The organism is Paenirhizobium daejeonense, assembly GCF_014280875.1.
Lineage (GTDB): Bacteria > Pseudomonadota > Alphaproteobacteria > Rhizobiales > Rhizobiaceae > Allorhizobium > Allorhizobium daejeonense.
This window is the reverse complement of the sequence record NZ_JACLAL010000003.1, coordinates 158,633-182,785: the sequence shown is the minus strand read 5'-3', so window position 1 is coordinate 182,785 and position 24,153 is coordinate 158,633. Positions and strand designations below refer to the sequence as shown.

Here is a 24,153-nt window from a genome sequence, read left to right as displayed (position 1 = left end):
GGCGAAATCATTTCCTTCGTGACAGTCCGGGGACCAACCAATGTTCACCTTCACCATCAGGCGATTGCTGTTTGCAATCCCGACATTGCTGGTCATCAGCTTCATCATCTTTGCCCTGCTCGACCTTGCCCCGAGCGATCCGCTGAGCGACCTGCCGCTCACCATTCCTCCCGAGGTCCGCGCCCAGATCAGGGAAGCAATGGGCATCGATCAGCCCTTCTTCATCCGCTATCTGAAATGGCTGCAGCAATTTTTTATCAATGAGCCGCTCAATATCTTCGAACAGATCACCGGCATAACCGTCGGCGACGGCAACCGCCTGCGCGTGCTCTCATGGGCAACCCGCAGCCCGGTGGTCGACCTGATCGTCCAACGCCTGCCGCAAACGCTCTGGGTGGTCGGCCTGTCCTATCTGTTCGGCGTCATGCTGGCGATCCCGATCGGCGTCATCTCGGCCTACAGGCAATATTCGCTGTTCGACCAGATCGGCACCTTCGTCTCGATGGTCGGCTATTCGGTTCCGACCTTCTTCACCGGTGTGCTGCTGATCGTCGTGTTCAGTTCATACCTGCATTGGTTTCCGTCGATCTACGACACCAATCTGGTGGTCAATGACTGGTCGAGCTTCGTTGCCCAGGTCAGGCAGATGTTTCTGCCGGTACTCGTGCTGACACTCTACAACACCTCGCAGATCAGCCGCTTCGTGCGGGCCTCCATGCTCGACAACCTGCATCAGGATTACGTCCGCACCGCTCGCGCCAAGGGTGTGAAGGAAAAGGTCGTGCTGCTGGTGCACGTCCTGCGCAACAGCCTGATCCCGGTCGTCACCGTCATCGCGCTCGGCGTGCCGACGATCTTTTCGGGCGCCATCATCACCGAACAGATCTTCCGGGTGAACGGTCTCGGCCAGCTTTTGATCACAGCGATCCAGGGGGCCGACATTCCGCTGGTCCAGACGCTAACCTTCATCTTCGCCTTCCTGATCGTGTTCTTCAACCTGATTGCCGATGTCCTCTACGGCATCCTTGATCCGAGGATCCGCTATGACTGACACCACCGTCGCAGTCGCTCCCGCCACAGAGAGGAAGAGTTCGCCGCTCGCAGATCTCTGGCATCAGTTCCGCGCCCATCCCGGCGGCGTCGCCGGCCTTGTGGTCTTCGGCTTCATCGTCATCGCGGTCTATCTCGGCCCATTCATCCACACGATCGATCCGAACAAGATCGACATCAAGGCCAAGAACCAGGGACCATCCTTCGCCCACCCCTTCGGCACCGACAATCTCGGCCACGACATGCTGGCCCAGGTTCTCGCCGGCGGGCAGATCTCGCTCGCCGTCGGCATAACGGCCATGCTGCTGTCTCTGCTTCTCGGCACATTTGTTGGGGTTCTCGCAGGTTACATGAAGCGGATCGATGGGCCGTTGATGCGCCTGACCGACCTCTTTCTCGCGCTGCCGCTGCTGCCCTTGCTGCTCGTCATCATCATGCTCTTTCGAGATACGCTGAGAGCAGCCTTCGGGCCGGAGACCGGGATATTCATCCTGATCGTCTTCGTCATCGGCATCACGAGCTGGATGCATACCGCCCGTATCGTGCGCGGCGACGTGCTGGCGGTCAAAAGCCAGGAATTCATCCTCGCCGCCAAGTCGAGCGGCATGCATGAATATCGCGTGATCCTCAAGCACATCCTGCCCAATGTCATGAGCTCGATCATGGTTTCGGCAACTCTTGGCATTGCCTCGGCCATCATCACGGAATCCGCGCTTTCCTTCCTCGGCCTCGGCTTCCCCTCGGACTTCCCGACCTGGGGACGCCTGCTCTATGACGGCGCCAACTTCCTGCAGATCAACCCGTCCCGCGTGCTCTGGCCGGGGCTGGCGATCTCGCTCACCGTTTTGAGCGTCAACTATATCGGCGACGCCATCCGTGACGCGCTCGATCCGAGAATGCTGAAACGGTAGAACCGCCGGAAGCCAATCAGACAACGAAAAGGGCGCCTCGGCGCCCTTTCTCCTGAAGCAATCGAGGTGAGGAACGGGATAGCGTCCACACCCTGCGGCAGTCGACGGATGTCAGTGATACTTGGCCTGCTCCGCATTCAGGATGCTGTCGGCATCGAGCGAGGAAATCGGCAGATCGGTATTGTCGGGAATATCGCCGGAAAGCTGCAGCGCAAGGTAACGACCGCAGCACACGCGCAGGAACGACGTGAAGTTGCCGAGGTCATGTCCCGCATCGATCGATTCATTGTAGAGCTTGGCGATGAGCTGGATAACCGTCATGCGGTCACGCCGGCCGATCTCCTCCAGCGTCATCCAGAAGAAGTTTTCCAGCCGAACGCTGGTGACCATGCCGTCGATGCGCATCGACTTGGTATGGCTCTCCCAGAGATTGGGATCCGCCTGAATGAAGAGCTTGCACATGTTTCCTCCCAATGTGCCATGTCCTCCGACAACCCGAACCTAGCGCATAGGCCCGAAAAGCGGAATCGATTTTCGGAAAGCACGGTGCGCCACTCAACAGGCCTATTCGAAACGGCGGGCGCTTGAAGCTCCCGCCGCCTCGTTTGTCCGGGCCAACATCAGGCGGCAAGAACCGCCATGAACTGCGAAAGCCATGCCGGATGCGCCGGCCAAGCGGGCGCCGTCACCAGCTTGCCGTCGGTCACGGCGGCATCGATGGCGATCTCCGCATATTTGCCGCCGGCAAGTTCGACTTCGGGACGGCAGGCCGGATAGGCCGAGCAGGTGCGGCCGGAGAGAACGCCGGCGGCGGCAAGGATCTGCGCACCGTGGCAAACGGCAGCAACCGGCTTGTCGGCATCGAAGAAGTGCTTCACGGCGGCGATGACGTCAGGATTGAGGCGCAGATATTCCGGCGCGCGGCCACCCGGGATCACCAGCGCATCGTAATCAGCAGCCTTGATATCGGCGAAGGTGGCGTTGAGCGCGAAATTGTGACCGCGCTTTTCGCTATAGGTCTGGTCACCCTCGAAATCGTGAATGGCGGTCGCGATCGACTGGCCGGCCTTCTTGCCGGGGCAGGCAGCATGAACCGTGTGCCCGACGGCAAGCAGCGTCTGGAACGGCACCATGGTTTCATAATCCTCGGCGAAATCACCGACGATCATCAGGATCTTCTTCGACATGTCATCCTCCCTTTCAGATATGTCGGGCGGACGCTAACAAAGATCGGAAACCGGCGGGTATTATCACAATACTACAGAAGCGGATTTTGACGCCGACCTTCGCCGCAGGGGCGAGAATGCCGAAATAAAAAGCATCGATTAAAATGCATACAAACTGAGCAAAAAAACTCGACAGCCGGTCCTGTTTGCTCAATGCGCAGTCTCCATTTTTCGCCACCATGACGAACTTCCCCGAAACTGCCGGAAAATCCGACCTGGCACGGAACATGCACAGGGAAATTGGCGAGTAGAAGCGGTCAGGGCCCGGAGCCTGGGACATTGCTCGAGTGAGAGACCTTTTGCTTTTCGCCGGAAAAATGCCGCTTCACATCGCATCGCCAATCCCAACGAACCATAGAGCCGCCTGACGCCGCAAGTCGCAGGATCGAAGGCCCCGTGAGCACAGGAGAAGAATCAGGAATGACCAAAGCCCGCTTTGCCAAACGTTTTTACGTCTCGCTTTTCGCAACGCTGCTTGCCGGCACCGCTTCGGCTGCCGACACCGTGGTCTTCCAGCTCGACTGGCTGCCGGGCGGCGACAAGGCGCCGATCTACGTGTGCATCGACAAGGGCTTCTGTGCCGAGGAAGGCATCGAGATCAAGGTCGAGCCGGGCCGCGGCTCCACCGAAGCGATCACCCGTCTGGCCGCCGGCACCTCCGATGTCGGTTCGGCAGATATCGGCGCGCTCATGGCCGCCCAGGTCACCGAAAGGGTTGCCGTCACCGGCATCATGTCGATCTTCAACAAGGGACCGCATGCCTTCTTCGCGCTGAAGGACAGCGGCATCTCCAAGATCGAGGACGTCAAGGGCAAGAAGGTCGCCACCTCGCCCTTCACCTCTTCCAACGTCTTCCTGCCGCTCGTTCTCGCCGACAAGGGCCTCGCAGAATCCGACATCACCCTGACCAAGGCCGACCCCGGCGCTCTCGGCCCGATGCTGATGACCGGCGCGACCGACGTCATCATCGCATGGATGACCAACGTCTCGATCTTCAACGGTCAGGCTGCACAGGCCGGCAAGGAACTGGAAATCATGCCGTGGTACGCCGCCGGCCTCGATCTCTATTCCGCCTCGCTGCTCGCCTCCGACAAGTTCATCACCGAGCGGCCTGATGTCGCCAAGCGCTTCGTCAAAGCCTTCAAGAAGTCGCTGGAATACGTGAAGACCAATCCTGACGAATCCGCCGTCTCGGTCAACAAGATCGTGCCTGAACTGCCTGTCGACGTAGTCAAGGGCGCGATCAAGGACACCATGGTCCTCGAATTCAACGAAGTCACGGACAAGGACGGCCTCGGCGTCTTCGAAACCGCGCGCCTTGCCGAAACCTGGAAGCGCGTCGCCGCCTCTCAGAAGCTCGATCCGTCAGCGCTTGACCCGGAAAAGAGCGTCAATCGCAGCTTCCTCGCCGAGTAAGCATCGCGGATGGCCAGTTCCCTTTCTCCTCCCGCTTTGTCATTCAAGGGTATGGGGCAGGTCTACCAGACCTCCTCAGGCCCGCTCGAGGCGCTGCGGGCGGTGACCTTCGACGTGAGCCGCCACAAGTTCGTGGCGGTTCTCGGCCCCTCGGGCTGCGGCAAGTCCACCCTGCTGCGCTCGATCGCCGGCCTGCTGCCGCCGACTTCCGGCTCGGTCGACGTGTTCGGCCATCCCGTCACCGAACCGCGTGACGATGTCGGCATCGTCTTCCAGAAGCCGACACTCCTGCCGTGGGCATCTATCGAGGATAATGTCGTCTTCCCGATCCGCCACAAGACCGGGCGTGTTTCGGCGGAAGATCGCGTTCGCGCTCGCGAACTGCTGGCCAAGGTTGGTCTCGCCGGCTTCGAGAAGCGCCTTCCATCGGAACTTTCCGGCGGCATGCAGCAACGCGTCGGCATTGCCCGCGCCCTGCACCTCAACCCCGATATCCTGCTGATGGACGAGCCCTTCTCTGCGCTCGATGCCCTGACCCGCGAGGAAATGGGTTTCGAACTCCTGCGCATCTGGGAATCCCAGCCCAAGACCGTTCTTTTCATCACCCACTCGATCAGCGAGGCCGTGCTTCTCGCAGACCGGGTTCTGGTGATGAGCGGCCGGCCCGGTACGGTCGCGGAAAACCTCGCCATCGACATCCCGCGCCCGCGCGGCGTCGAAACCACGGGGTCGAAGGCAATGCAGGATTACTCGGGCTATCTGCGCAATCTCCTTTTGAAGAGGGAGGCCTGACCGTGAACAACCAGAGCGCTCTCCGCCGATTTCTGGACATACCGGGCGTATTGCCGGCAGGAACCTTCCTGCTGATCCTGATCCTCTGGGAAGCTTCGACCCGCGTATTCGCCATCCCGTCCTTCATCCTGCCCGCTCCTTCGCGCATCGTCATGGAGGGCTTCGGCGACATCGAGGTCAAGCGCTGGATCGAACATGTGTGGGCAACGCTGCGCGTCGCGCTGATCGGCTATTTCCTGTCGATTGCCATCGCGCTCCCAATCGCTGTGATGCTCACCCGCTCGAAGATGCTGTCGGACGCGCTCTATCCTATCCTCGTAGTCGTCCAGTCCACTCCGATCGTCGCCGTCGCGCCGATCATCATCGTGGTTCTGGGCTCGGGCGATGCACCGCGTATCGTCATCACCTGCCTCATCACCTTCTTCCCGCTGGTCGTCTCGACGGCCACAGGCCTGATGGCGACACCGCCCGAACTGATCGAACTTTCGAAGAGCCTCAAGGCGCCGACCCACCGGGAAATCACCCAGATCCGGCTGCCCTATGCGATCCCCTACATCTTCTCGGCCCTGAAGATATCGGTGACGCTTGCCGTCATCGGTGCGGTGGTTGCCGAGTTCGTCGCGGCGGAAAAGGGCATCGGCTACTTCATCCAGTTCTCGACATCCTTCTTCAAGCTGCCTCAGGCCTGGGCGGGACTTTCGGTGCTGGTGCTGATGTCGCTCATCCTGTTCCAGCTCGTCTCGCTGGTTCAGCGCGTGTTCTTCCCCTGGAGCATTCCCAAGGGGCAGTAAGCAGCCGGTGAATGCCGGCCATGAAATTCCGTCCCCGGCCGCTCGGTCGGAGACGGAGGCAGGAGTAGAAGCAGTCAAGCGCCCTCAGGGATTTCTTCGGGCGCCGGGTCATTGCTCCTTTTGGAAGGCGCCGGACGGTCCGGCGTCGAAACCTCTATGGAGACTGAAATGAGTGCTAATTCCTATGGCCTTGCAGAACTGAACAAGGAAACCACCGTCGGCGGCGAAGGCCTCGAGGCCGAGCGCGAAATCCGCCAGATCGACATGAGCGATTTCGAAAACCGCAAGGCCGAGATCGCCGACCAGCTCTGGGAAGCCGCAACCACGGTCGGCTTCTTCCAGCTCGTCAACCACGGCATCCCGCAGGAACAGATCGACGAAGCCTTCGAATACGAAGCCCGCTTCTTCGACCTGCCGGCCGAGGTGAAGGGCAAATATCCGCTGCTCAAGGGCACCAATTCCGGCTGGGAATACAAGGCGCAGGTCCGCCCCTCCACCGGCACCGCCGACCAGAAGGAAAGCTACCAGATCACCCTTCCCCGCATGAGCGTGCTGTGGCCGAGCGAGGAGGAGCTGCCGGATTTCAAGGAAAAGATGCTGGCCTTCGAGCGCGTCAACTGGGAACTCGGCATGAAGGTTCTCTCCTGCTTCGCGCTGAAGCTCGGCTTCCCGGAAGATTTCTTCACCACGCTGCATGAACCCTCGTCGAAGGAATACCAGAGCACGCTGCGGCTCCTGCATTACCTGCCGCTCGTCGATCCGAAGCCGGAAGACTACAAGGCGTGGCGCGCCGGTGCCCACACTGACTACGATTGCCTGACGCTGCTCCACCAGCGCCCCGGTCAGGGCGGCCTGCAGGTATGCCCCGGCCATGAATACGAGAGCCAGGCCTGGACCTCGATCCCGCCGCTGCCGGGCGTCGTCACCTGCAACATCGGCGACATGCTGATGCGCTGGAGCGACGACAAGCTGAAGTCGACGCTCCACCGGGTCCGCATGCCTCGTCCGGACGAGCCGCACGGCCCGCGCTACTCGCTCGCCTTCTTCTGCCAGGCCAATTGCGACGCCGTGATCCAGGGCCCGGAAAAGAAGTACGAACCGATGACCGCGCACGACTACCTGCAGATGCGCATCGCCGCCAACTTCGGCGGCAAGACCATGTGACGGCCTGGGGCATTCGACCTCTCCTGTAAAAGAGAGGTCGAATGCCCCGATCCCTTCTTCTTGCAAGGGGTGAGGCGCGGTCCGCGAAGCGAAGCAATCGATCCTGTGAATCGATTGCAGCGACGAACGCCTTGAGCCAAAGAGAAAGGCCGGCCGGGTGGCGGTAGCCGGATGAGGGGCAAAACCGTCACCTCCGAAAAACCTCGCCCCTTGCCTCCCACTCCTCTTCCGCCTAGCGTCAGCTCAGCCGATCACAGGAAGAATTCTGCATGCCCGCCCTCACCAATCTGCTCACCGATATCGACGGGGTCTCTGTCGGTCATGCCACCGATCTTGCGCTCGGCTCCGGCGTCACGGCCATCGTCTTCGATGAGCCGGCGGTCGCATCCGGCACAGTGCTCGGCGGTGCGCCGGGTGGGCGGGAAACGGCCCTGCTCGATCCGTCGATGGTGGTGGAGGCGGTCGATGCGCTGGTGCTTTCCGGCGGCTCCGCCTTCGGTCTCGATGCGGCGGGCGGTGTGCAGGCGGGTCTGCGCTCCATCGGACGCGGCTTTCAGGTCGGCAACGCCAGAGTGCCGATCGTGCCGCAGGCTATCCTCATGGACCTCCTGAACGGCGGCAACAAGGACTGGGGTCTGCAATCGCCCTATCGCGACATGGGTTACGAAGCCTTCAAGGCCGCCGCGAAAGGCCCGTTCGAGCTTGGAACGGTGGGAGCCGGCACCGGCGCGACGACGGCAACGGTGAAGGGCGGCCTCGGCTCGGCCAGCGCGGAAACATCGAGCGGCCACCGGATCGCGGCCATCGTCGCCGTCAACGCCATGGGGTCGGCCACTATCGGCACCGGTCCGCATTTCTGGTCGGCCCCGTTCGAACAGGACGGCGAGTTCGGCGGCAACGGCATGCCGCAGACCTTCACCGCATCCGACATCGCGCTGAGGGCAAAGGGCGTAAACCTCACCGCCACCACCATCGGCGCGGTCGTCACCGATGCCGTGCTCACCAAGGCGCAGGCCCATCGTCTGTCTATCACGGCCCATGACGGCCTTGCCCGCGCAGTCCTTCCCGCCCATCTTCCGGCCGATGGCGACACCATCTTTGCCGCAGCGACAAGGGCCCGGCCGCTCGCGGATCTCGCCAGTTTCATGGAACTGTGCCATCTGGCAACCATCGTCACGGCCCGCGCCATCGCCCGCGGCGTCTACGAGGCAACCGCGCTTCCGGTGGAAAATGCCCAACCCGCATGGCGCGACCGCTTCGGCTGAAGCATACCGGGCAGTTCCATATGGTAGAGGATGCGATGAATCAGAGCTTCAAAGCCTGTGACGGAAGAGCCAGGCCGAGACCGGCAGCGTGACCGAGGCGATGGCCGTCAGCGCCAGGAATTCATATTTCACCTCCGCCAACCCCGCCCCTTCAAGATAGACCTGGTGCACGATGCTGATCGCATAGCGCAGCGGGTTGATGAGGGTCAGGTATTGCAGGACATCGGGCATGTTCTCGATTGGCGTCGTCATGCCCGACAGCAGCGTGAACGGCATGATGGTGACGAAGGACGAGATCATGGCCTGTTGCATGGTGAGCGCGAGAGCCGACAGGAAAAGGCCAACCCCAACCACCGCCGTCAGGAACAGCACGAGCCCCGCATAGAGCAGGAAATAATTGCCTTCGAACGGGATGCGGAACCAGAACTGCGCCACCAGCAGGATGATGGTCGATTGAAGCAGGCCCACCATCATCGACGGGATCGCCTTGCCGATCATCACCTCGCCCGGCCGGAAGGGCGTTACCAGCAGCTGCTCGAACGTCCCCTCTTCCCGCTCGCGCGCCACCGACAGCGATGTCAGCACCATGGTCATCGTCATGGTGATCATCGCGACCATGGACGTGATCATGTTCCAGCGCGTCTCGAGATTGGGATTGAACCATGCGCGGGTCGAAAGTTTCACCTGACCCGGCGCGGAAATGCCGTGGTCCTCACGCCAGTCTTCCGCGAACCTCTGCGCGATCTGCGAGACATAGCCTTGCGCGGTGCCGGCAGTATTCGAATTGCGCCCGTCAGCAATCGCCTGCACCGAAGCCGTATCGCCAGCGTTGAGCTTCCGTTCGAAACCATCCTCGATGACGATGACTACCACCGCCCGCTGCGCATCGATCTGCGGCGCGATATCGGTGTCGTTGCGCAGCATTGCCACCCTGCGGAAAACGCCGGAGCCATCGAAATGCCCGATCAGCTCTCGCGATGCGCCGCTGTGATCGAGATCGAGCACGGCATAGGGCACGTCGTTCAGGTCATAGGTTGCGGCATAGCCGAAGATCATGCTCTGCAACAGCGGCGGCACCACCAGAAGAAACCGCGCCCGCGGATCCTTGAGCATGGCGAGCAGTTCCTTGCGGATCAGGGCGACGATGCGAAAGACCATATCCATGCCGATCACCTCAGGCTCTTCTGCGTCGAACGAACCGCAATCGTCATCAGCAGAACGGCCATACCCGCCAGCACGGCCGCATTGGGCAGCACGACGCTCCAGACATTGCCGGCGAGGAAAAGCGTCTGGAGAACGGAGACGAAGTAGCGCGCCGGGAAGATGTAGGAGATCAGCCGGACCACTTCCGGCATGCTGCGGATGTCGAAGATGAAGCCGGACAGGATCATCGCCGGCAGGAAGGAGACGATCAACGTGATCTGGCTCGACACGAACTGGTTGCGCGTCACGGACGAAATCACCAGCCCCATGCCGAGCGCCACCAGCAGATAGAGCGCCGAGACGAAAATCAGGAGCAGCAGCGAACCGCGCATCGGCACATTGAACAGCACCTGACTTCCGGCAATCGAAAGCCCGAGCCCCAGCATGCCAAGCACGAAATAGGGAACCGTCTTGCCGAGCAGGATCTCGATGGGCCGGACAGGCGTGACGAACAGCGCCTCGAACGTGCCGCGCTCCCATTCCCGCGCCACCACGAGAGAGGTCAGAAGTGCGCCGATCAGGGTCATCACCAGCACGATCAGGCCGGGAACGAGGAAATGCTGGCTGTTATTGGCCGAGTTGAACCACAGACGGGTTTCGACGGCGACCTGCGGCACGCCGGCCGCAAGACGGCCATCCGCCTGATGCCGCGCCGCCCAGCTTCCGACAGCCCCTTGCGCATAGGAAAGCACGATGCGGGCGGTGTTGGCGTCGGTTCCGTTGACCACCACCTGAACCTCGGCCTTGCCAAGCGCCAGATCGCGGGCGAAATCAGCCGGAATGCGCGCGATGCCGTCGATCTTCGCCGTCTTCAGCATCCGCTCGGCATCCACCATGGTTTTCACGTCGATGGTCGAGAAATATTCCGACAGGCTGAAACCGGCGGCAAGCTCACGCGCCTCATCGCTCGATTCCTCCATCACCACCGCAAGAGGCACCCGCTTGACGTCGAAGCTCAGGCCGTAACCGAAGAGAATGAGCAGCAGCATCGGCATGACGATGCCGACGATGATGCTGCTCGGGTCGCGCAGCACCTGATAGCTTTCCTTGCGGATCAGGGCCGCGATCCGCGCAAGGCTCGCAAGAGTTCCTCCAGTGCCGGACGTCGCGCCGCTCATGCCGCCTGCTCCTCCTTGACACCATCCCTGCTTTTGCGCGCCGCCATCGATGATGGCGATGAAAGCGTCCTCCATGGTCGGCTCGCGTCCATCAATCATCGGCGCATGCGACCGGATCTCGGCCGGCGTTCCCTGCGCCAGATCCCGCCCGCCATCCATGATGACGATGCGGTCGCAGTATTCGGCCTCCTCCATGAAATGGGTGGTGACGATCACGGTTACGCCCTGCTCCGACAGCGCCGAAATCCGCGCCCAGAATTCGCGCCGCGCCCGAGGGTCGGCGCCACTGGTCGCCTCGTCGAGAAACAGGATATCCGGCTCGTGCAGCAGCGCGGCCGCCATCGCCAGCCGCTGCTTGTACCCGCCTGGCAATTGCCCGCTCGGCATGCTCGCATGATCGGCCAGCTCGAATTCAGCCTTCGCCCATGCAATCCGCTCGCGCCTCAGCTTGCCGGAAAGGCCATAGGCACGGGCGAAGAAATCGAGGTTCTCATCGACATTGAGGCTGCCATAGAGGGAGAACTTCTGCGCCACATAACCAAGCCGCCGACGGGCCTCCGCCCTTGCCGTAAACAAGTCGGCACCCGCCACCTGCAGCTTCCCGTCGGTTGCGGGAAGAAGGCCGCAAAGCATGCGGAACGTCGTGCTCTTGCCCGCACCATTCGGCCCGAGCAGACCGAAGATCTCGCCGCGCCGTACCGAGAAGCTGACATTATCGACGGCAGTGAAGTCGCCGAAACGGCGCGTCAGATGCTCGGCCGCGACGGTGACATCGCCGTCCTTGCCCGTCCGCGGCGTGAAGGAAACCTTGGCCTCCTTCCGTTCGCCCGCCACCTCGGAAAAAATCGCCATGAAGCCGTCTTCGAAACGCGGGGCGGCGATTGTGGAAGCAAGCGGCTCGCCTGAAATCGGCGGAACCGGCCTCTCCGGCCCGTTCATCACCAGCCGCACCTTCCCCGCCTCCGGGACCGCATCGATGACATCAGCCTCGCGCGCAAGCTTCACCTGCAGACTACGGGCGTTCGTCCCCGTCGGCGGCGCGACCAGATGAACCCTGCCCCTCGCCTTTTCCGTTATCTCATCGGGCGTCCCCTGCGTCAGCATCGCGCCTTCATGCATGACCACGGCGCGGTCGCAGAACTGGGCTTCATCGAGATAGGAGGTGGCGACGATCACCGACAACCTGTCCTCCCTGACCAGCCGCAGCACGATTTCCCAAAGCTCCCGGCGTGACAGGGGATCGACGCCGACCGTGGGCTCGTCGAGAAGAAGCAGATCCGGTGCGCGCACCAGCGTACAGGCGAGACCGAGCTTCTGCTTCATGCCGCCGGAAAGCTTTCCCGCCGGCCGGCCCGTGAAGCGGCCGAGCGCGGTCATTTCCATCAACCGCGCATAGATGTCCTTGCGGGCCGCCCGATCGACACCATGGAGATCGGCATAAAGATCGAGGTTTTCCTGAACGGTCAGGTCTTCATAGAGACCGAATTTCTGAGGCATGTAGCCGATGCGGCTCTGCACTGCCTGGGGATCGTCGGCAACAGGCCGGCCGAAGACATCGAGCCGCCCGCTATCGGCCGGCATCAGGCCGGCCACCAGACGGATCAGCGTCGTCTTGCCCGCTCCGTCAGGACCGACCAGCGCCGTCAGCGTACCCTGCTCGACCGCAAAGGATACCCCGGCAAGAGCTTCGGTCACCTCGCCCGCCTTGTTGTGGAAAGCCTTGCGAAGATCCTCGACGAGAACGAGGCTCTCCCGGCCGCCGTCCGTCATGATCCGGCTCCTTCGGCAGGCTTGCTGTCAGCGGCGGCAGGAAATGTCACCGTCGCCGGCATGCCGAGCCGCAGCTGATCGTGGGGATCTTCCACATGCACCCGCACTTCGTAGACGAGGCTGGAGCGCAGTTCCTCGGTCTGCACCGTCTTCGGTGTGAATTCAGCAACCGGCGAGATGAAGCCGACCCGTCCGACGAAGGTCTTGTCGGGCGCGCTGTCGATGGCCACTTGCGCCGCCATGCCCTCGCGGATCAGGCCGAGTTCCTTTTCCGAGACATAGGCCCGGACCCGCTTGTCGCCGGTCATCGCAAGCGACAGCACCGCACGGCTGGGGGTCGCGATCTCGCCCGGCTCCATCAGCTTCGAGCGGATGACACCATCGGCCGGAGACTTGAGCTCCATGTCGGCCAGTTGCTCCTTGAGAACGGCAAGCTGGGCCTTTGCGCCGTCAAGCTGCGCTTCCGCTTGCGATATCTTTTCCTCCCGCGGACCGGCGAGAACCAGATCGAGGGTCCTGCGGCTGACGATCACCTTGGCAGCTGCGATTTCGGAAGCCGCCTTCGCCTCGTCGAGCGACTGCTGGCTCGCCGTGCTTGTGCTGACGAGTTGGCGAACGCGATCATATTGCTGCTTGAGATTGGCCGCATCGGTTTCCGAGGCAACAAGGTTCGCCCGCGCCTGGGCAATCTCCTCAGGACGGCTGCCATTGCGCAACTCGGCCACGACCGCCTCGTTATAGGCAATCGTCGCTTCGGCCTGCGCGATCTGGGGCTCGATATTGCCGGTATCCTGCCGGGCGAGCACCTGTCCCGCATGAACCGACGCACCCTCGTCCACCAGGATTTCCGCGACGCGGCGGCTCGCATGGAATGCGAGGTCGGCCTGATCGAACTCCACATTGCCATAGAGTGCAAAGTCCGCGGAAGCCATCTGGCTTTCACGATAATACCAGGCGGCCGCTCCGGCCAGGGCAAGCAGAACCACCACAACAAGCGCTTTTCGCATCGTAAGTCTCCGGAATCTCCCTTCAGCTAACGCCCTCTCGCGCAACAAGTCAAATTCAAATTTGAATTTTACTTTTTTGTCGCAATCCGCTAGCCTGCCGGGCATGAAAGAAAGCTTGAACGAAACGGGAAAGCGGCGCAGGCGCGACGACGGCGTCGCCACTCGCCGATTGCTGCTCGACGAAGCAGCGAGGATCTTCTCGGAGAAGGGCGTCGGCCGCACCACGAGCAAGGAAATCACCGCGGCTGCCGGCACCAACACGGCAGCGGTGAATTACTATTTCGGCAGCATCGGCAAGCTCTACGAGGAACTGCTTGTCGACGCCCACGATAGGCTGGTCAGCCTCGACAAGCTGACGGCCATTGCCAGTCTCAACATCCCACCGCAGCAAAGACTGACGCGCCTGATCGAAATGGTCGCCACCATTCTGCTGGCATCACCGGGAGAGGCGGCATCCATCCGCCTGCTGATGCGGGAGATCTTTTCGCCCTCTCCCGCCTTCGAAGTATTGAGGCAGAAGGCCATTCTTCCGAAGAAACGGGTTGTGACGAACCTTGTCGCGGAGACTTTGGGCCTCCCCGCTGAACATCCCATAGTCGCTCCCACCACCATCGCCTGCGTCGGCCCCTTCCTGATGCTACTGATCGGCGAAAAGACCGTCATTCCGACGCTCTTCCCCGACCTCGGCCTGTCGCGGGACGAACTGCCGCAATTGACCCGCAGTATGACCACCTTCATGCTGGGTGGACTGAAGGCGCTTGCAGATGAGACGCATACTACTTGTGATTGACCGCCATTCGGGTGGGTGACTATAGTGCCGGTAGCAGCGCGTGTTCGGCCGCCGGCACTGAATGCGGGAGCTTCGGCTTCGCGAATTCGTCATGAAGACGTTCTATCGCTTCATGACGTGAAAGTGTGTTGCCTCCTGTCGGAAGAGAGGAAAAGCATGTCGACTGCCAGCGTGATCCGGGCCGGAAATCCATCCCTTTCCAACATCGAAACAGCCATCGAGGCATTCGGGCCTGATGAAGGTTCAGAAGCCGAAGCCTTCGAAGCCCTCACCCGCATGAGCGAGGCGATGATCGCGCCCCTGACCGGCGGCCTTTCGCCGTCCGCGATTTCGCTTGCCATCTACGACTGGGCGATCCATCTCGGCATGGCTCCGGGCAAGCGTCTCGAACTGGTGCAGAAGGCCCTGCGCAAGAGCAACCGCCTGCTGACGCATCTCGCGGCAACGGTCGCGGACCCCATGACGCCACCCTGCATCGAACCACTGCCGGGCGACGACCGCTTCACCGCCGAGGAGTGGCAGCACTTTCCCTATAACGCCATGGCACAGTGCTTCCTCCTGAACCAGCAATGGTGGCACAACGTCACCCGCGACGTTCCCGGCGTCACTCCCCACCATGAAGACGTGATTTCCTTTGCCGCCCGCCAGATCCTCGACGTCTTCTCGCCCTCGAACTTTCCGCTGACCAACCCTGTTGTCATGAAACGCGCCTTCGAAACAGGCGGCATGAACTTCATCGAAGGTTTCAGGAATTTCATTGAGGACGCCAATCGTGAACTGACGAAACAGCCGGTCGCCGGCACCGAGGACTTCATACCCGGAGAAACGGTCGCGACGACACCCGGCCGCGTCGTCTATCGTAACCGTCTGATCGAACTCATCCAGTATTCGCCTGTGACGGAGACGGTCCACGCCGAACCCGTGCTGATCGTCCCGGCCTGGATCATGAAATATTACATTCTCGATCTGTCGCCGCAGAACTCGCTGATCCGTTATCTTGTCGCGCAGGGCCATACGGTTTTCTGCATCTCCTGGCACAACCCGACCGCCATAGACCGCGAACTCGGCATGGACGACTATCGCCGCCTCGGCGTGATGGCCGCGCTCGATGCGATCAACGCCATAGTGCCCGGCAGCAAGGTGCATGCGACCGGCTATTGCCTCGGCGGAACCCTTGTTTCCATTGCCGCCGCCGCCATGGCGCGGGCGAAGGACGATCGGCTGGCCTCCGTCTCGCTGTTTGCCGCCCAGACCGATTTTTCCGAACCCGGCGAACTGGCGCTCTTCATCGACCACAGCCAGCTACACTTCCTCGAAAGCGTCATGTGGAACCGGGGCTATCTCTCCGCCGACCAGATGGCCGGCGCCTTCCAGCTCCTACGCTCCAACGACCTCATCTGGTCGCGCGTGGTGCGCGACTACATGATGGGGGAACGCTCCCCCATGATCGACCTCATGGCGTGGAATGCGGACACGACCCGCATGCCCTTCCGTATGCATGCGGAATATTTGCAGCGGCTCTATCTCGACAACGAACTTGCCGCCGGCCGCTTCATGGTCGATGATCATCCTGCGGCGCTGCAGAACATCCGCGTCCCCGTCTTTTCCGTCGGCACCGAACGTGACCATGTCGCGCCATGGAAATCCGTCTACAAGATCCACTACCTGACCGATACCGACGTCACCTTCGTGCTGACCAGCGGCGGCCATAATGCCGGCATCGTCAGCGAACCCGGCCATCCCCACCGTCACTACCGCATCACCACCAAGCTTGCCGTCGATCCATGCCTGAGTGCCGAGGAATGGGCGGCCGATGCCCCTGCGCAGGAAGGTTCCTGGTGGACGCAGTGGTCTGCCTGGCTTGCCGAACATTCCTCGCCGGAGAAGGTGATCCCGCCACCGATGGGATCGAGCGAAAACGGCTATGGCGCCAAGGAAGCGGCTCCGGGTACCTATGTCCACCAGAAGTGAGGTCGAAATGCACCAGCCCCTGCTGACCAACCGCATTTTCGAGGAGCTGAAAATCGGCGACAGTGCCAGCCTCGAGCGCACCATCGGACGCGACGACATCGACCTCTTCGCCAGCGTCTCCGGTGATTACAACCCGGCGCATGTCGATCCTGAATTCGCCGCCAAGGATTTCTTCGGCCACATCGTCGCCCATGGCATGTGGACAGCGGCGCTCGTCTCCTCCGTTCTCGGCACAAGACTGCCCGGCCCCGGCACCATCTATCTCGGACAGGAGCTGCAGTTCCGCAAGCCTGTCTCCCCAGGAGACACCATCACCGCAAAGGTAACGGTCAAGGAAAAGCGGCCAGACAGGAACATCGTGCTGCTCGACACCCGCTGCACCAACCAGCATGGCGAAGAAGTCCTGCTCGGCACGGCAACCGTGATTGCCCCGTCGGAACGCATCGCCTGGCCGCAAAGCGCGCCCACCGCCATCGCCGTGCAGCGACACAACCGTTTTGATCCGATCGTGGAAGAGGCCCGGGCCCTTCCGCTGGCGAAAACGGCCGTCGTCCATCCCTGTTCGCCGGAGGCCATTCAGGCGGCCGTCGAAATACGCGAGGAAGGCCTTTTCGATCCCATCCTCATCGGACCCGACGCGAAGATCCGCGCGGCCGCGGAAAAGGCGGGCGTTGCACTCAACGGTTTCGAGATTATCGCCGTAGAACACAGCCACGCCGCCGCAGCTAGGGGCGCGGAGCTCGCGGCTGCCTGCAAGGTCTCGACGCTGATGAAGGGCAGCCTGCATTCCGACGAACTGCTGGGCGCCGTCGTCGCGGCCGGTTCGGGCCTCAGAACCGAGAGGCGGATCAGCCACGTCTACATGATGGACGTGCCCGCCTACTCCAAGCTTCTGGCCGTAACCGACGCCGCGATCAACATCGCCCCCTCCCTCGAACAGAAGCGCGACATCTGCCAGAACGCCGTCGATCTCATGCACATGCTCGGTCTTGTCGAGCCAAAGGTCGCCGTGCTCGCCGCCGTCGAGACGGTCAACGACAAGATGCAGGCGACGCTCGATGCGGCAGCGCTCACCGTGATGTCCTCCCGCGGGCAGATCACCGGCGCGAAGGTCGACGGCCCGCTTGCATTCGACAACGCCATCAATCTCGACGCCGCCCGCACCAAGGGCATCGTTTCACCGGTCGCCGGGCAGGCAGACATCCTGCTTGTCCCCGATCTCGAAGCCGGCAACATGCTCGCAAAGCAGCTGATCTATTTCGCCGGCGCGGATGCCGCCGGCCTCGTGCTTGGCGCGCGCGTTCCGATCATCCTCACAAGCCGCGCCGACAGCGTGAAGGTCCGCATCGCCTCTGCCGCTCTGGCAAAACTGGTTGCCGCCAGAAATGCCCAGCACGGACTGGCGCCCCTATGAGTGAAAAACTCCTGCTGACCTTCAACGCCGGCTCATCGACGGTCAAGATCGGTCTGTTCCGGCGCGAGGATGGCCACGCCCGGCGCATCGGCAAGGGCATGATCGACTTTCGCCACAAGCCCCTCACCTTCCATCTGGTCGAGGGACCCGAGACTTTCGATGTTCCGCTGGAAGCAGAAGGCGGAGACGTGCTGCACGAAGTGCTCGACGAAACCTTCGGCTGGCTTGCCAATCACTTCGACCTGAATGCCGTCACCGCCGTCGGCCATCGCGTCGTGCATGGCGGCGATATCTTCCCCGGACCTGTCCTGATCGATGACCAGGCAATCGCGAAGATCGCCTCTCTGACGTCGCTTGCGCCCCTGCACCAGCCGCAGAACCTGCGGCTGATCGAGGCGATCCGGCATCTCAAGCCCCATTTGCCGCAGACGGCCTCCTTCGACACCGCCTTCCACCGCAGCCAGTCACCCACCGTCCGGCGCTTCGCCATTCCCCGCGAATTCCACGACAGGGGCATCAAGCGCTACGGCTTTCACGGTCTATCCTACAAGTTCATTGCCGGCGCGCTGGCGAAAGCACATCCCGAGCGCGCCGGGGCGCGCACCGTTGTCGCCCATCTTGGCAGCGGCGCAAGCATCTGCGCAATCGAGGGCGGGCTGAGCCGTGACAGCTCCATGGGCTTTTCCACTATCGACGGCATCCCCATGGCCACGCGCTCCGGCGCGCTCGATCCGGGCGTTATCTTCCACTGGATGGGCGAACTTGCCCTCTCCCGCGAGGAAGTCGAGGACATCGTCTACCATAAGTCCGGCCTCATCGGCCTTTCCGGCATCAGCGCCGACAGCCGTGTGCTGCTGGAAACCGATGCCGACGCCGCACGGGAGGCGATCGACGTCTTCACCTTTCGTATCGCCGGCGAAATCGCCAGACTGACCGCCACCATCGGTGGGCTCGACACGCTCATCTTCACGGCCGGCATCGGCGAAAACCAGCCGCTCATCCGTCAGGCCGTCTGCGACCGCCTCGCCTTCCTCGGCATCGAAATCGACGACGACACCAACGCGGCGAATGCGGAAACGATCTCCTCGCCCGTTTCCCCCGTCGCCGTCATGGTCATCGCCACCGACGAGGAACAGGTCATCGCAGATGAGGCTCTTTCAGTCCTTTGACACAGAAGCGTCACGTAGCGAGGCTAAAGCATGGCGCGCAAAAGTGTGCAGCGGTTTTGCGGCAGCGACATGCGATAGGACGAGGGCTTGAAGCGGACAGAGCGAATCTGAAAGATCGCGACACCCTTCGAGGACGGGCGCAGAGCCGGCCGGTGAGTCGCACCGTCCGCTTTTGCCGCGATGACAGGAAAGGGATGAGACAGTGCTGATGGACATGACTTCCGACAACGGCGCTGCCGGCGAAACCTCCACTCTGGTTCTCACCAACGCCCGCATCGTGCTTGCCGACGAAATCGTTCATGGCACCGTCACCGTAAAAGGCGGCAGCGTCGTCTCCATCGACGCCGGACTGACCGCGGCGGGTGCCATCGACCTCGGCGGCGACTATCTCGTGCCGGGCCTCGTCGACATCCACACCGACCATTTCGAAAAGCACGTCTATCCGCGCGCCCATGTGCGCTGGGATTTCATGCGCGCGGCCCTTGCCCATGACGCGCAGATCATCGGCGGCGGCGTTACCACCGTCTTCGACAGCCTCTGCGTCGGCGCCACGACCGACAATCCGGAACGCGCCCAGATCCTCGCCCCGATGATCGATGCGCTGGAGCGGGCGCAGGCCGGCGGCATGCTGCGCTCCGAGCACCTCATCCATCTTCGCTGCGAAATTACCGATCCGGAGACGCCTGCGCTGATGCAGGCCAATATCGACCGCCCCATCGTGAAGGTCATCTCCGTGATGGAGCATCTGCCGGGAATCCGCCAGAGCCGCGACGTCGATGCCTATGTCTCCCGCGCTTCCAAGTCGACCGGCGAAAGCCACGCAATCGTGCGCGAGAAGATCAAGCTTCTGGTTGCCGAAAAGAGCCATATCGGCGAAACCGTCCGCCCGAAGGTGGTCGAGCTCGCCCGCTCGCGCGGCCTGCCGCTGTTGAGCCATGACGACACCGATATCGAACACGTCGATCTGGCCGCAGACGAAGGCGTCGCCATCTCCGAATTCCCCTGCACGATGGAAGCCGCCCGCGAAGCGCGCGCCCGTGCCATGCTGATTGTGGCGGGCGCCCCCAACATCCTGCGCGGCGGTTCCCAGTCCGGCAACATCGCCGTGCGCGACCTGCTCAACGAAAAGCTGGTCGATATCCTCGCATCGGATTACGTGCCGCGCTCGCTGCTGGATGCAGCTTTCATGATCGCCGCCGACCCCGCCCTGGACTACGACCTGCCGGCAGCGCTGCGCATGGTGACGAAAACGCCGGCGGAAGCAGCCGGCCTTGGCGATCGCGGCGAGATCGCCAAGGGCAAGCGGGCCGACCTGTTGCATGTCGGCCTCCATGATGGACATCCCTTCCTGAAAGCCGTCTGGCGACAGGGTATGCGGGTCGCTTGAGGCGCGGCCGCTAAAGCAAATCCAGCAAAAGCGGGAACCGGTTTTGCGTCCGGAATTGCGCAAAACTAAAGAGATAGAGCATTGCAGGCGATTCTGTTTTCGCCGGAAATATTCTAATCTCACACTCACGCTTCGTGACGGACAAAGCCCTCGCTCGCCACCATGAGCTTGCGGGTGTAATCGGTCGCGACATCGTGGCGGCGCAACTGCTCCACGTTGAGCGTCTCCACCACCCTGCCGGACTTCATCACCGCGAGCCGCTCGCACATATGGCTAATGACCGCGAGGTCGTGGCTGACCATGATGAAGGTCAGGCCGCGATCCTTGCGGGCCTGTTCGAGCAGGTTGAGGATTTCCGCCTGGATCGACGCGTCGAGCGCAGACGTCGGCTCGTCGAGCAACAGGATCTTCGGCTCGAGGATCAGCGCCCGCGCAATCGCGATACGCTGACGCTGACCGCCGGAAAGCTGGTGCGAGAAGCGGAAGCGGAAACCGGAACCGAGGCCCACCTCATCGAGTGCACGCTCGATGCGCGCCTCCGTGTCGCTGAAACCATGGATCGCCAGTGGCTCCAGCAGCAAGCGGTCGACAGTCTGGCGCGGATGCAGGGAACCATAGGGGTCCTGGAACACCATCTGTACGGTGCGATAGAACTCATGATCCCGCCGCCAGCCAGAATAGGAGCGGCCATTGACTTCGAGGCTACCGCTTTCGAAGCGGTTCAGCCCGGCGACGGCCCTGAGCAGCGTCGACTTGCCCGAGCCGGATTCACCGACGATGCCGAAGGACTCGCCCACCGGAATCTCAAGGCTGACCGTATCGAGCGCCCGGAATTCGTCGAAGCTCACGACCATGTTGCGAATGGAAAGTGCTGACATCGTCATAGCTTCCACTCCGCCTGACGCTCCAGAACCGGAAGCGGATGCCGGTCGCCCTCGATCTTCGGAAGACAGTTGAGAAGCCCTCTCGTGTAGGGATGCTGCGCCTCGGAAAGCCGCGATGCCGCCAGCTCCTCCACCACCTTGCCGGCATACATCACCAGCACGCGGTCGCAGAAGGAGGAAACCAGACGCAGGTCGTGCGAAATGAACACCAACCCCATGCCGCGTTCGACCACCAGCTTGTCGAGAATGGCCAGCACTTCGAGCTGCACGGTCACATCGAGCGCGGAGGTTGGTTCGTCGGCAATCAGGAGTTCGGGACCGCAGACCAGCATCATAGCGATCATGATGCGCTGCCCCATGCCACCGGAAACCTCGTGCGGATAGAGATCGAACACGCGCTCTGGATCGCGGATCTGCACCGCCTCCAGCATGGCAAGAGCGCGCGCCTTCGCCTCGGAGCGGGAGACCTTCTCGTGCGTCTTCAGCGTTTCCATGATCTGCCGACCGATCGGCATGACCGGGTTCAGAGAGTATTTCGGGTCCTGCAGGATCATCGCGATCTTCTTGCCGCGCAGCCTGCGCCGCTCCGACGCCTGCATGCCCAGAAGATCGGCCTCCCCGAAGGCAAGGCGGTCGGCGGTGATGTGCGCATGCTTCGGCGTCAGGCCCATGATCGCACGGCCCGTCTGCGACTTGCCGGAACCGGATTCGCCGACGATGCCCAGCCGCTCGCGGCCAAGAGTAAAGTTCACGCCACGCACGGCCTCGACCATGCCGGTCCGGGTCGGGAAACTGACCCGCAGATTTTCGACGGTCAGGAGTGGGGTCACTGTCCCGCCTCCTTCGGATCGAGCGCATCGCGCAGGCCATCGCCGAGCAGGTTGAAGCCGAGGCTGACGATGAGAATGGCGAAGCCCGGCATGCCCGCGACCCACCACTGATCGAGAATGAAGCGCCGGCCCGACGCGATCATCGCCCCCCATTCCGGCAGCGGCGGCTGCGCACCGAGACCGAGGAAGCCGAGACCGGCCGCAGTCAGAATGATGCCGGCCATGTCGAGCGTCACACGCACGATCAGCGACGAGATGCAGAGCGGCATGATGTGGAAGAACACGATGCGCATCGGCGACGCGCCCATCAGCCGGACCGCCGAGATGTAATCGGAGTTACGGAACGTCATCGTCTCGGCCCGCGCGATACGGGCGTAAGGCGGCCACGAGGTAATCGCGATGGCAAGCACCGCATTCTCGATGCCGGGACCGAGAGCCGCCACCAGCGCCAGCGCCAGAACGAGTTTCGGGAAGGCAAGGAAGATGTCGGTGATCCGCATCAGCACGCCGTCCACCCAGCCGCCGGCATAACCGGAAACCGTACCGACGATAAGGCCGATCGGCGCGGCGATGATGGCGACGAGCACCACGACGAACAGCGTCAGCCGCGAGCCATGAATGAGGCGCGAAAGGATATCGCGCCCCTGGTCGTCTGTTCCGAGCAGATAGCCTTCCGAACCCGGAGGCAGAAGCCGCGCTCCGCGAAGGTCTCCCTGGATCGGCGAATGCGGCGCCAGCACATCGGCGAAGACGGCAACGAGCAGCAACGCAATGATGATGCCGAGACCGAGAACGGCCAGCCGGTTTGCGGAGAACTGCCGCCATATCACGTAGAGCCGACCGAGCCGGGCTTGACGGCGCGATTGCGGCCGGTCGGACAGCAGCCATTCGCGCAGGGTCGGTTTTGCAGTCATTTCGTTTGCGGTCATCGGCTGCGGGTCCTCGGATCGAGAATGCGATAGAGAACGTCCGACAGGATATTGATGGCGATGAAGACGGAACCGATGATGATCGTCCCGCCGAGCACGGCATTCATGTCGGCATTCTGCAGCGAATTGGTGATGTAGAGGCCAAGCCCCGGCCACGAGAAGATCGTTTCCGTCAGCACCGAGCCTTCGAGAAGGCCGGCATAGGAAAGCGCGATCACCGTGATCAGCGGCACGGCTGCGTTTCTGAGCGCGTGGAACCAGATGATCCGGGTCTCGGACAGCCCCTTGGCGCGGGCGGCGACGATATATTCCTGCGACAGCTCGTTCAGCATGAAGCTGCGCGTCATGCGGCTGATATAGGCGAGCGAGAAATAGCCGAGCAGCGCGCCGGGCAGGATGATGTGGCGGAACACGTCCCAGAACACGTCCCATTGCCGTTGCATCGCCGCATCCAGCAGGAAGAAGCCGGTCACGGGCGTAAACGAATACTCGTAGACGATGTCCACGCGCCCCGGATAGGCCACCCATTTGAGCTGCGCATAGAACAGCACCAGAGCCAGAAGGCCGAGCCAGAAGATCGGCACGGAATAACCGATCAACCCGATGATACGCACGATCTGGTCGGCGAAGCTGCCGCGCTTGACGGCAGCGAGAACACCGAGCGGCACGCCGAAAAAGGCACCAATCAGGGTGCCGACCGTGGCAAGCTCGATGGTTGCCGGAAACACGCGGCGGATATCGGTCATCACCGGATTGGTGGTCAGCACCGACGTCCCGAAGTCACCCGTCAGCGCCTGACGAATGTAAATGATGAACTGCTGGTAGAGCGGAAGATTGAGCCCCAGCTCTTCGCGCACCCGCTCGACGACATGAGCCGGAGCGCGGTCGCCGACAATCGCCAGCGCCGGATCGATCGGCACGACGCGGCCGATGAAGAAAGTCACGGCGAGCAGGCCGAGATAGGTCGTCACCACGGTCAGCAGGAACCGCAGCAACGAAAAGGCGAGCGCCGAGGCGCGGGCGCCGGAGCGCCGCGCCTCGGTCTTTGTTTCCATCAGGGCCAAGG

The 24,153-nt window shown here is 62.2% G+C and carries 21 protein-coding genes and 2 pseudogenes; 12 read left to right on the top strand and 11 right to left on the bottom strand.

Translation table 11 applies throughout. The features are described from left to right. Nucleotides 1–40: 40 nt before the first annotated feature. Nucleotides 41–1,051, top strand: coding sequence for an ABC transporter permease (locus H4I99_RS07770; protein WP_163901060.1), 1,011 nt, complete (start codon nt 41–43; stop codon nt 1,049–1,051). Beyond that, entirely contained in the window at nt 1,044–1,961 is a 918-nt protein-coding gene (locus H4I99_RS07765; RefSeq protein ID WP_163901062.1) for an ABC transporter permease, read from the top strand. The genes H4I99_RS07770 and H4I99_RS07765 overlap by 8 nt, the downstream gene beginning before the upstream one ends. Before the next feature lie 111 nt (nt 1,962–2,072). Here H4I99_RS07765 and H4I99_RS07760 read toward each other — a convergent pair whose 3' ends face one another. The 3 genes from H4I99_RS07760 to H4I99_RS07750 all read right to left on the bottom strand — a co-directional run bounded on the left by H4I99_RS07760 (nt 2,073) and on the right by H4I99_RS07750 (nt 3,368). Next, a complete protein-coding gene (locus H4I99_RS07760; RefSeq protein WP_163901064.1) occupies nt 2,073–2,423 on the bottom strand; it encodes a ribbon-helix-helix domain-containing protein in 351 nt (116 codons plus the stop codon). A 158-nt stretch (nt 2,424–2,581) separates the two neighbouring features. Continuing rightward, the gene (locus tag H4I99_RS07755; RefSeq protein ID WP_163901066.1) at nt 2,582–3,148 is read right to left on the bottom strand and encodes a DJ-1/PfpI family protein; all 567 of its coding nucleotides are present in this window, start codon (nt 3,146–3,148) and stop codon (nt 2,582–2,584) included. A 13-nt stretch (nt 3,149–3,161) separates the two neighbouring features. Further along, the gene (locus tag H4I99_RS07750) at nt 3,162–3,368 is read right to left on the bottom strand and encodes a hypothetical protein (protein ID WP_163901068.1); all 207 of its coding nucleotides are present in this window, start codon (nt 3,366–3,368) and stop codon (nt 3,162–3,164) included. 239 nt (nt 3,369–3,607) lie between these two features. Between H4I99_RS07750 and H4I99_RS07745 the strand changes: the two genes are divergently transcribed. The 5 genes from H4I99_RS07745 (at nt 3,608) to H4I99_RS07725 (ending at nt 8,615) form a co-directional block, all read left to right on the top strand. Next, the gene (locus H4I99_RS07745) at nt 3,608–4,603 is read left to right on the top strand and encodes an ABC transporter substrate-binding protein (protein WP_163901070.1); all 996 of its coding nucleotides are present in this window, start codon (nt 3,608–3,610) and stop codon (nt 4,601–4,603) included. Nucleotides 4,604–4,612: 9 nt separating this feature from the next. Then, the gene (locus H4I99_RS07740; protein ID WP_163901073.1) at nt 4,613–5,395 is read left to right on the top strand and encodes an ABC transporter ATP-binding protein; all 783 of its coding nucleotides are present in this window, start codon (nt 4,613–4,615) and stop codon (nt 5,393–5,395) included. A gap of 2 nt (nt 5,396–5,397) precedes the next feature. Beyond that, on the top strand, nt 5,398–6,186 hold the full coding sequence (locus tag H4I99_RS07735) for an ABC transporter permease (RefSeq protein WP_246225626.1): 789 nt from the start codon (nt 5,398–5,400) through the stop codon (nt 6,184–6,186). A gap of 168 nt (nt 6,187–6,354) precedes the next feature. Continuing rightward, nucleotides 6,355–7,350, top strand: coding sequence for an isopenicillin N synthase family dioxygenase (locus H4I99_RS07730; protein WP_163901075.1), 996 nt, complete (start codon nt 6,355–6,357; stop codon nt 7,348–7,350). Between the two features lie 269 nt (nt 7,351–7,619). Beyond that, nucleotides 7,620–8,615, top strand: a complete 996-nt coding sequence (locus H4I99_RS07725) for a P1 family peptidase (protein ID WP_163901077.1) — start codon at nt 7,620–7,622, stop codon at nt 8,613–8,615. A 48-nt stretch (nt 8,616–8,663) separates the two neighbouring features. Here the strand turns inward: H4I99_RS07725 and H4I99_RS07720 are convergent, their stop codons facing one another. The 4 genes and pseudogenes from H4I99_RS07720 to H4I99_RS07710 all read right to left on the bottom strand — a co-directional run bounded on the left by H4I99_RS07720 (nt 8,664) and on the right by H4I99_RS07710 (nt 13,713). After that, the gene (locus tag H4I99_RS07720) at nt 8,664–9,779 is read right to left on the bottom strand and encodes an ABC transporter permease (protein ID WP_163901079.1); all 1,116 of its coding nucleotides are present in this window, start codon (nt 9,777–9,779) and stop codon (nt 8,664–8,666) included. A 5-nt stretch (nt 9,780–9,784) separates the two neighbouring features. After that, nucleotides 9,785–10,867, bottom strand: a pseudogene (locus H4I99_RS24455) (ABC transporter permease); the annotation flags it as partial. Nucleotides 10,868–10,984: 117 nt separating this feature from the next. Continuing rightward, nucleotides 10,985–12,706, bottom strand: a pseudogene (locus H4I99_RS24450) (ATP-binding cassette domain-containing protein); the annotation flags it as partial. Beyond that, nucleotides 12,703–13,713 (bottom strand): HlyD family secretion protein, encoded by a 1,011-nt coding sequence (locus tag H4I99_RS07710; protein ID WP_163901083.1) that lies wholly within the window; start codon nt 13,711–13,713, stop codon nt 12,703–12,705. The gene H4I99_RS07710 and the pseudogene H4I99_RS24450, both read right to left, overlap by 4 nt. 115 nt (nt 13,714–13,828) lie before the next feature. Between H4I99_RS07710 and H4I99_RS07705 the strand changes: the two genes are divergently transcribed. The 5 genes from H4I99_RS07705 (at nt 13,829) to H4I99_RS07685 (ending at nt 20,444) form a co-directional block, all read left to right on the top strand. Then, nucleotides 13,829–14,503: a TetR/AcrR family transcriptional regulator gene (locus H4I99_RS07705; RefSeq protein ID WP_163901085.1), complete on the top strand. Its 675-nt coding sequence runs from the start codon at nt 13,829–13,831 to the stop codon at nt 14,501–14,503. Nucleotides 14,504–14,659: 156 nt separating this feature from the next. Then, nucleotides 14,660–16,474, top strand: coding sequence for a PHA/PHB synthase family protein (locus tag H4I99_RS07700; RefSeq protein ID WP_163901087.1), 1,815 nt, complete (start codon nt 14,660–14,662; stop codon nt 16,472–16,474). A gap of 7 nt (nt 16,475–16,481) precedes the next feature. Then, nucleotides 16,482–17,888, top strand: coding sequence for a bifunctional enoyl-CoA hydratase/phosphate acetyltransferase (locus H4I99_RS07695; RefSeq protein WP_186663257.1), 1,407 nt, complete (start codon nt 16,482–16,484; stop codon nt 17,886–17,888). After that, the gene (locus tag H4I99_RS07690; protein WP_163901091.1) at nt 17,885–19,057 is read left to right on the top strand and encodes an acetate/propionate family kinase; all 1,173 of its coding nucleotides are present in this window, start codon (nt 17,885–17,887) and stop codon (nt 19,055–19,057) included. The genes H4I99_RS07695 and H4I99_RS07690 overlap by 4 nt, the downstream gene beginning before the upstream one ends. A 208-nt stretch (nt 19,058–19,265) precedes the next feature. Continuing rightward, nucleotides 19,266–20,444, top strand: coding sequence for an alpha-D-ribose 1-methylphosphonate 5-triphosphate diphosphatase (locus H4I99_RS07685; protein ID WP_206110885.1), 1,179 nt, complete (start codon nt 19,266–19,268; stop codon nt 20,442–20,444). Nucleotides 20,445–20,569: 125 nt separating this feature from the next. Here the strand turns inward: H4I99_RS07685 and H4I99_RS07680 are convergent, their stop codons facing one another. From H4I99_RS07680 to H4I99_RS07665, 4 genes are read right to left on the bottom strand one after another with little or no spacing between them, the layout of a single operon-like run. After that, the gene (locus H4I99_RS07680) at nt 20,570–21,328 is read right to left on the bottom strand and encodes an ABC transporter ATP-binding protein (protein ID WP_163901093.1); all 759 of its coding nucleotides are present in this window, start codon (nt 21,326–21,328) and stop codon (nt 20,570–20,572) included. Continuing rightward, nucleotides 21,325–22,158, bottom strand: coding sequence for an ABC transporter ATP-binding protein (locus tag H4I99_RS07675; protein WP_163901095.1), 834 nt, complete (start codon nt 22,156–22,158; stop codon nt 21,325–21,327). The genes H4I99_RS07680 and H4I99_RS07675 overlap by 4 nt, the downstream gene beginning before the upstream one ends. Then, nucleotides 22,155–23,087 carry an ABC transporter permease gene (locus tag H4I99_RS07670; RefSeq protein WP_163901097.1) on the bottom strand — a complete coding sequence of 311 codons (933 nt, stop codon included), beginning with the start codon at nt 23,085–23,087 and terminating at the stop codon, nt 22,155–22,157. The genes H4I99_RS07675 and H4I99_RS07670 overlap by 4 nt, the downstream gene beginning before the upstream one ends. Further along, nucleotides 23,084–24,151: an ABC transporter permease gene (locus tag H4I99_RS07665; RefSeq protein ID WP_163901099.1), complete on the bottom strand. Its 1,068-nt coding sequence runs from the start codon at nt 24,149–24,151 to the stop codon at nt 23,084–23,086. The genes H4I99_RS07670 and H4I99_RS07665 overlap by 4 nt, the downstream gene beginning before the upstream one ends. Nucleotides 24,152–24,153 lie beyond the last annotated feature (2 nt).

Coding starts and splice junctions, on each gene's coding strand:
- H4I99_RS07690 (WP_163901091.1), top strand. CDS start 17,885: ATGAGTGAAAAACTCCTGCTGACCTTCAACGCCGGCTCATCGACGGTC.
- H4I99_RS07745 (WP_163901070.1), top strand. CDS start 3,608: ATGACCAAAGCCCGCTTTGCCAAACGTTTTTACGTCTCGCTTTTCGCA.
- H4I99_RS07695 (WP_186663257.1), top strand. CDS start 16,482: ATGCACCAGCCCCTGCTGACCAACCGCATTTTCGAGGAGCTGAAAATC.
- H4I99_RS07725 (WP_163901077.1), top strand. CDS start 7,620: ATGCCCGCCCTCACCAATCTGCTCACCGATATCGACGGGGTCTCTGTC.
- H4I99_RS07765 (WP_163901062.1), top strand. CDS start 1,044: ATGACTGACACCACCGTCGCAGTCGCTCCCGCCACAGAGAGGAAGAGT.
- H4I99_RS07700 (WP_163901087.1), top strand. CDS start 14,660: ATGTCGACTGCCAGCGTGATCCGGGCCGGAAATCCATCCCTTTCCAAC.
- H4I99_RS07670 (WP_163901097.1), bottom strand. CDS start 23,087: ATGACCGCAAACGAAATGACTGCAAAACCGACCCTGCGCGAATGGCTG.
- H4I99_RS07685 (WP_206110885.1), top strand. CDS start 19,266: ATGGACATGACTTCCGACAACGGCGCTGCCGGCGAAACCTCCACTCTG.
- H4I99_RS07680 (WP_163901093.1), bottom strand. CDS start 21,328: ATGACGATGTCAGCACTTTCCATTCGCAACATGGTCGTGAGCTTCGAC.
- H4I99_RS07730 (WP_163901075.1), top strand. CDS start 6,355: ATGAGTGCTAATTCCTATGGCCTTGCAGAACTGAACAAGGAAACCACC.
- H4I99_RS07750 (WP_163901068.1), bottom strand. CDS start 3,368: ATGGTGGCGAAAAATGGAGACTGCGCATTGAGCAAACAGGACCGGCTG.
- H4I99_RS07755 (WP_163901066.1), bottom strand. CDS start 3,148: ATGTCGAAGAAGATCCTGATGATCGTCGGTGATTTCGCCGAGGATTAT.
- H4I99_RS07720 (WP_163901079.1), bottom strand. CDS start 9,779: ATGGATATGGTCTTTCGCATCGTCGCCCTGATCCGCAAGGAACTGCTC.
- H4I99_RS07770 (WP_163901060.1), top strand. CDS start 41: ATGTTCACCTTCACCATCAGGCGATTGCTGTTTGCAATCCCGACATTG.
- H4I99_RS07710 (WP_163901083.1), bottom strand. CDS start 13,713: ATGCGAAAAGCGCTTGTTGTGGTGGTTCTGCTTGCCCTGGCCGGAGCG.
- H4I99_RS07740 (WP_163901073.1), top strand. CDS start 4,613: ATGGCCAGTTCCCTTTCTCCTCCCGCTTTGTCATTCAAGGGTATGGGG.
- H4I99_RS07760 (WP_163901064.1), bottom strand. CDS start 2,423: ATGTGCAAGCTCTTCATTCAGGCGGATCCCAATCTCTGGGAGAGCCAT.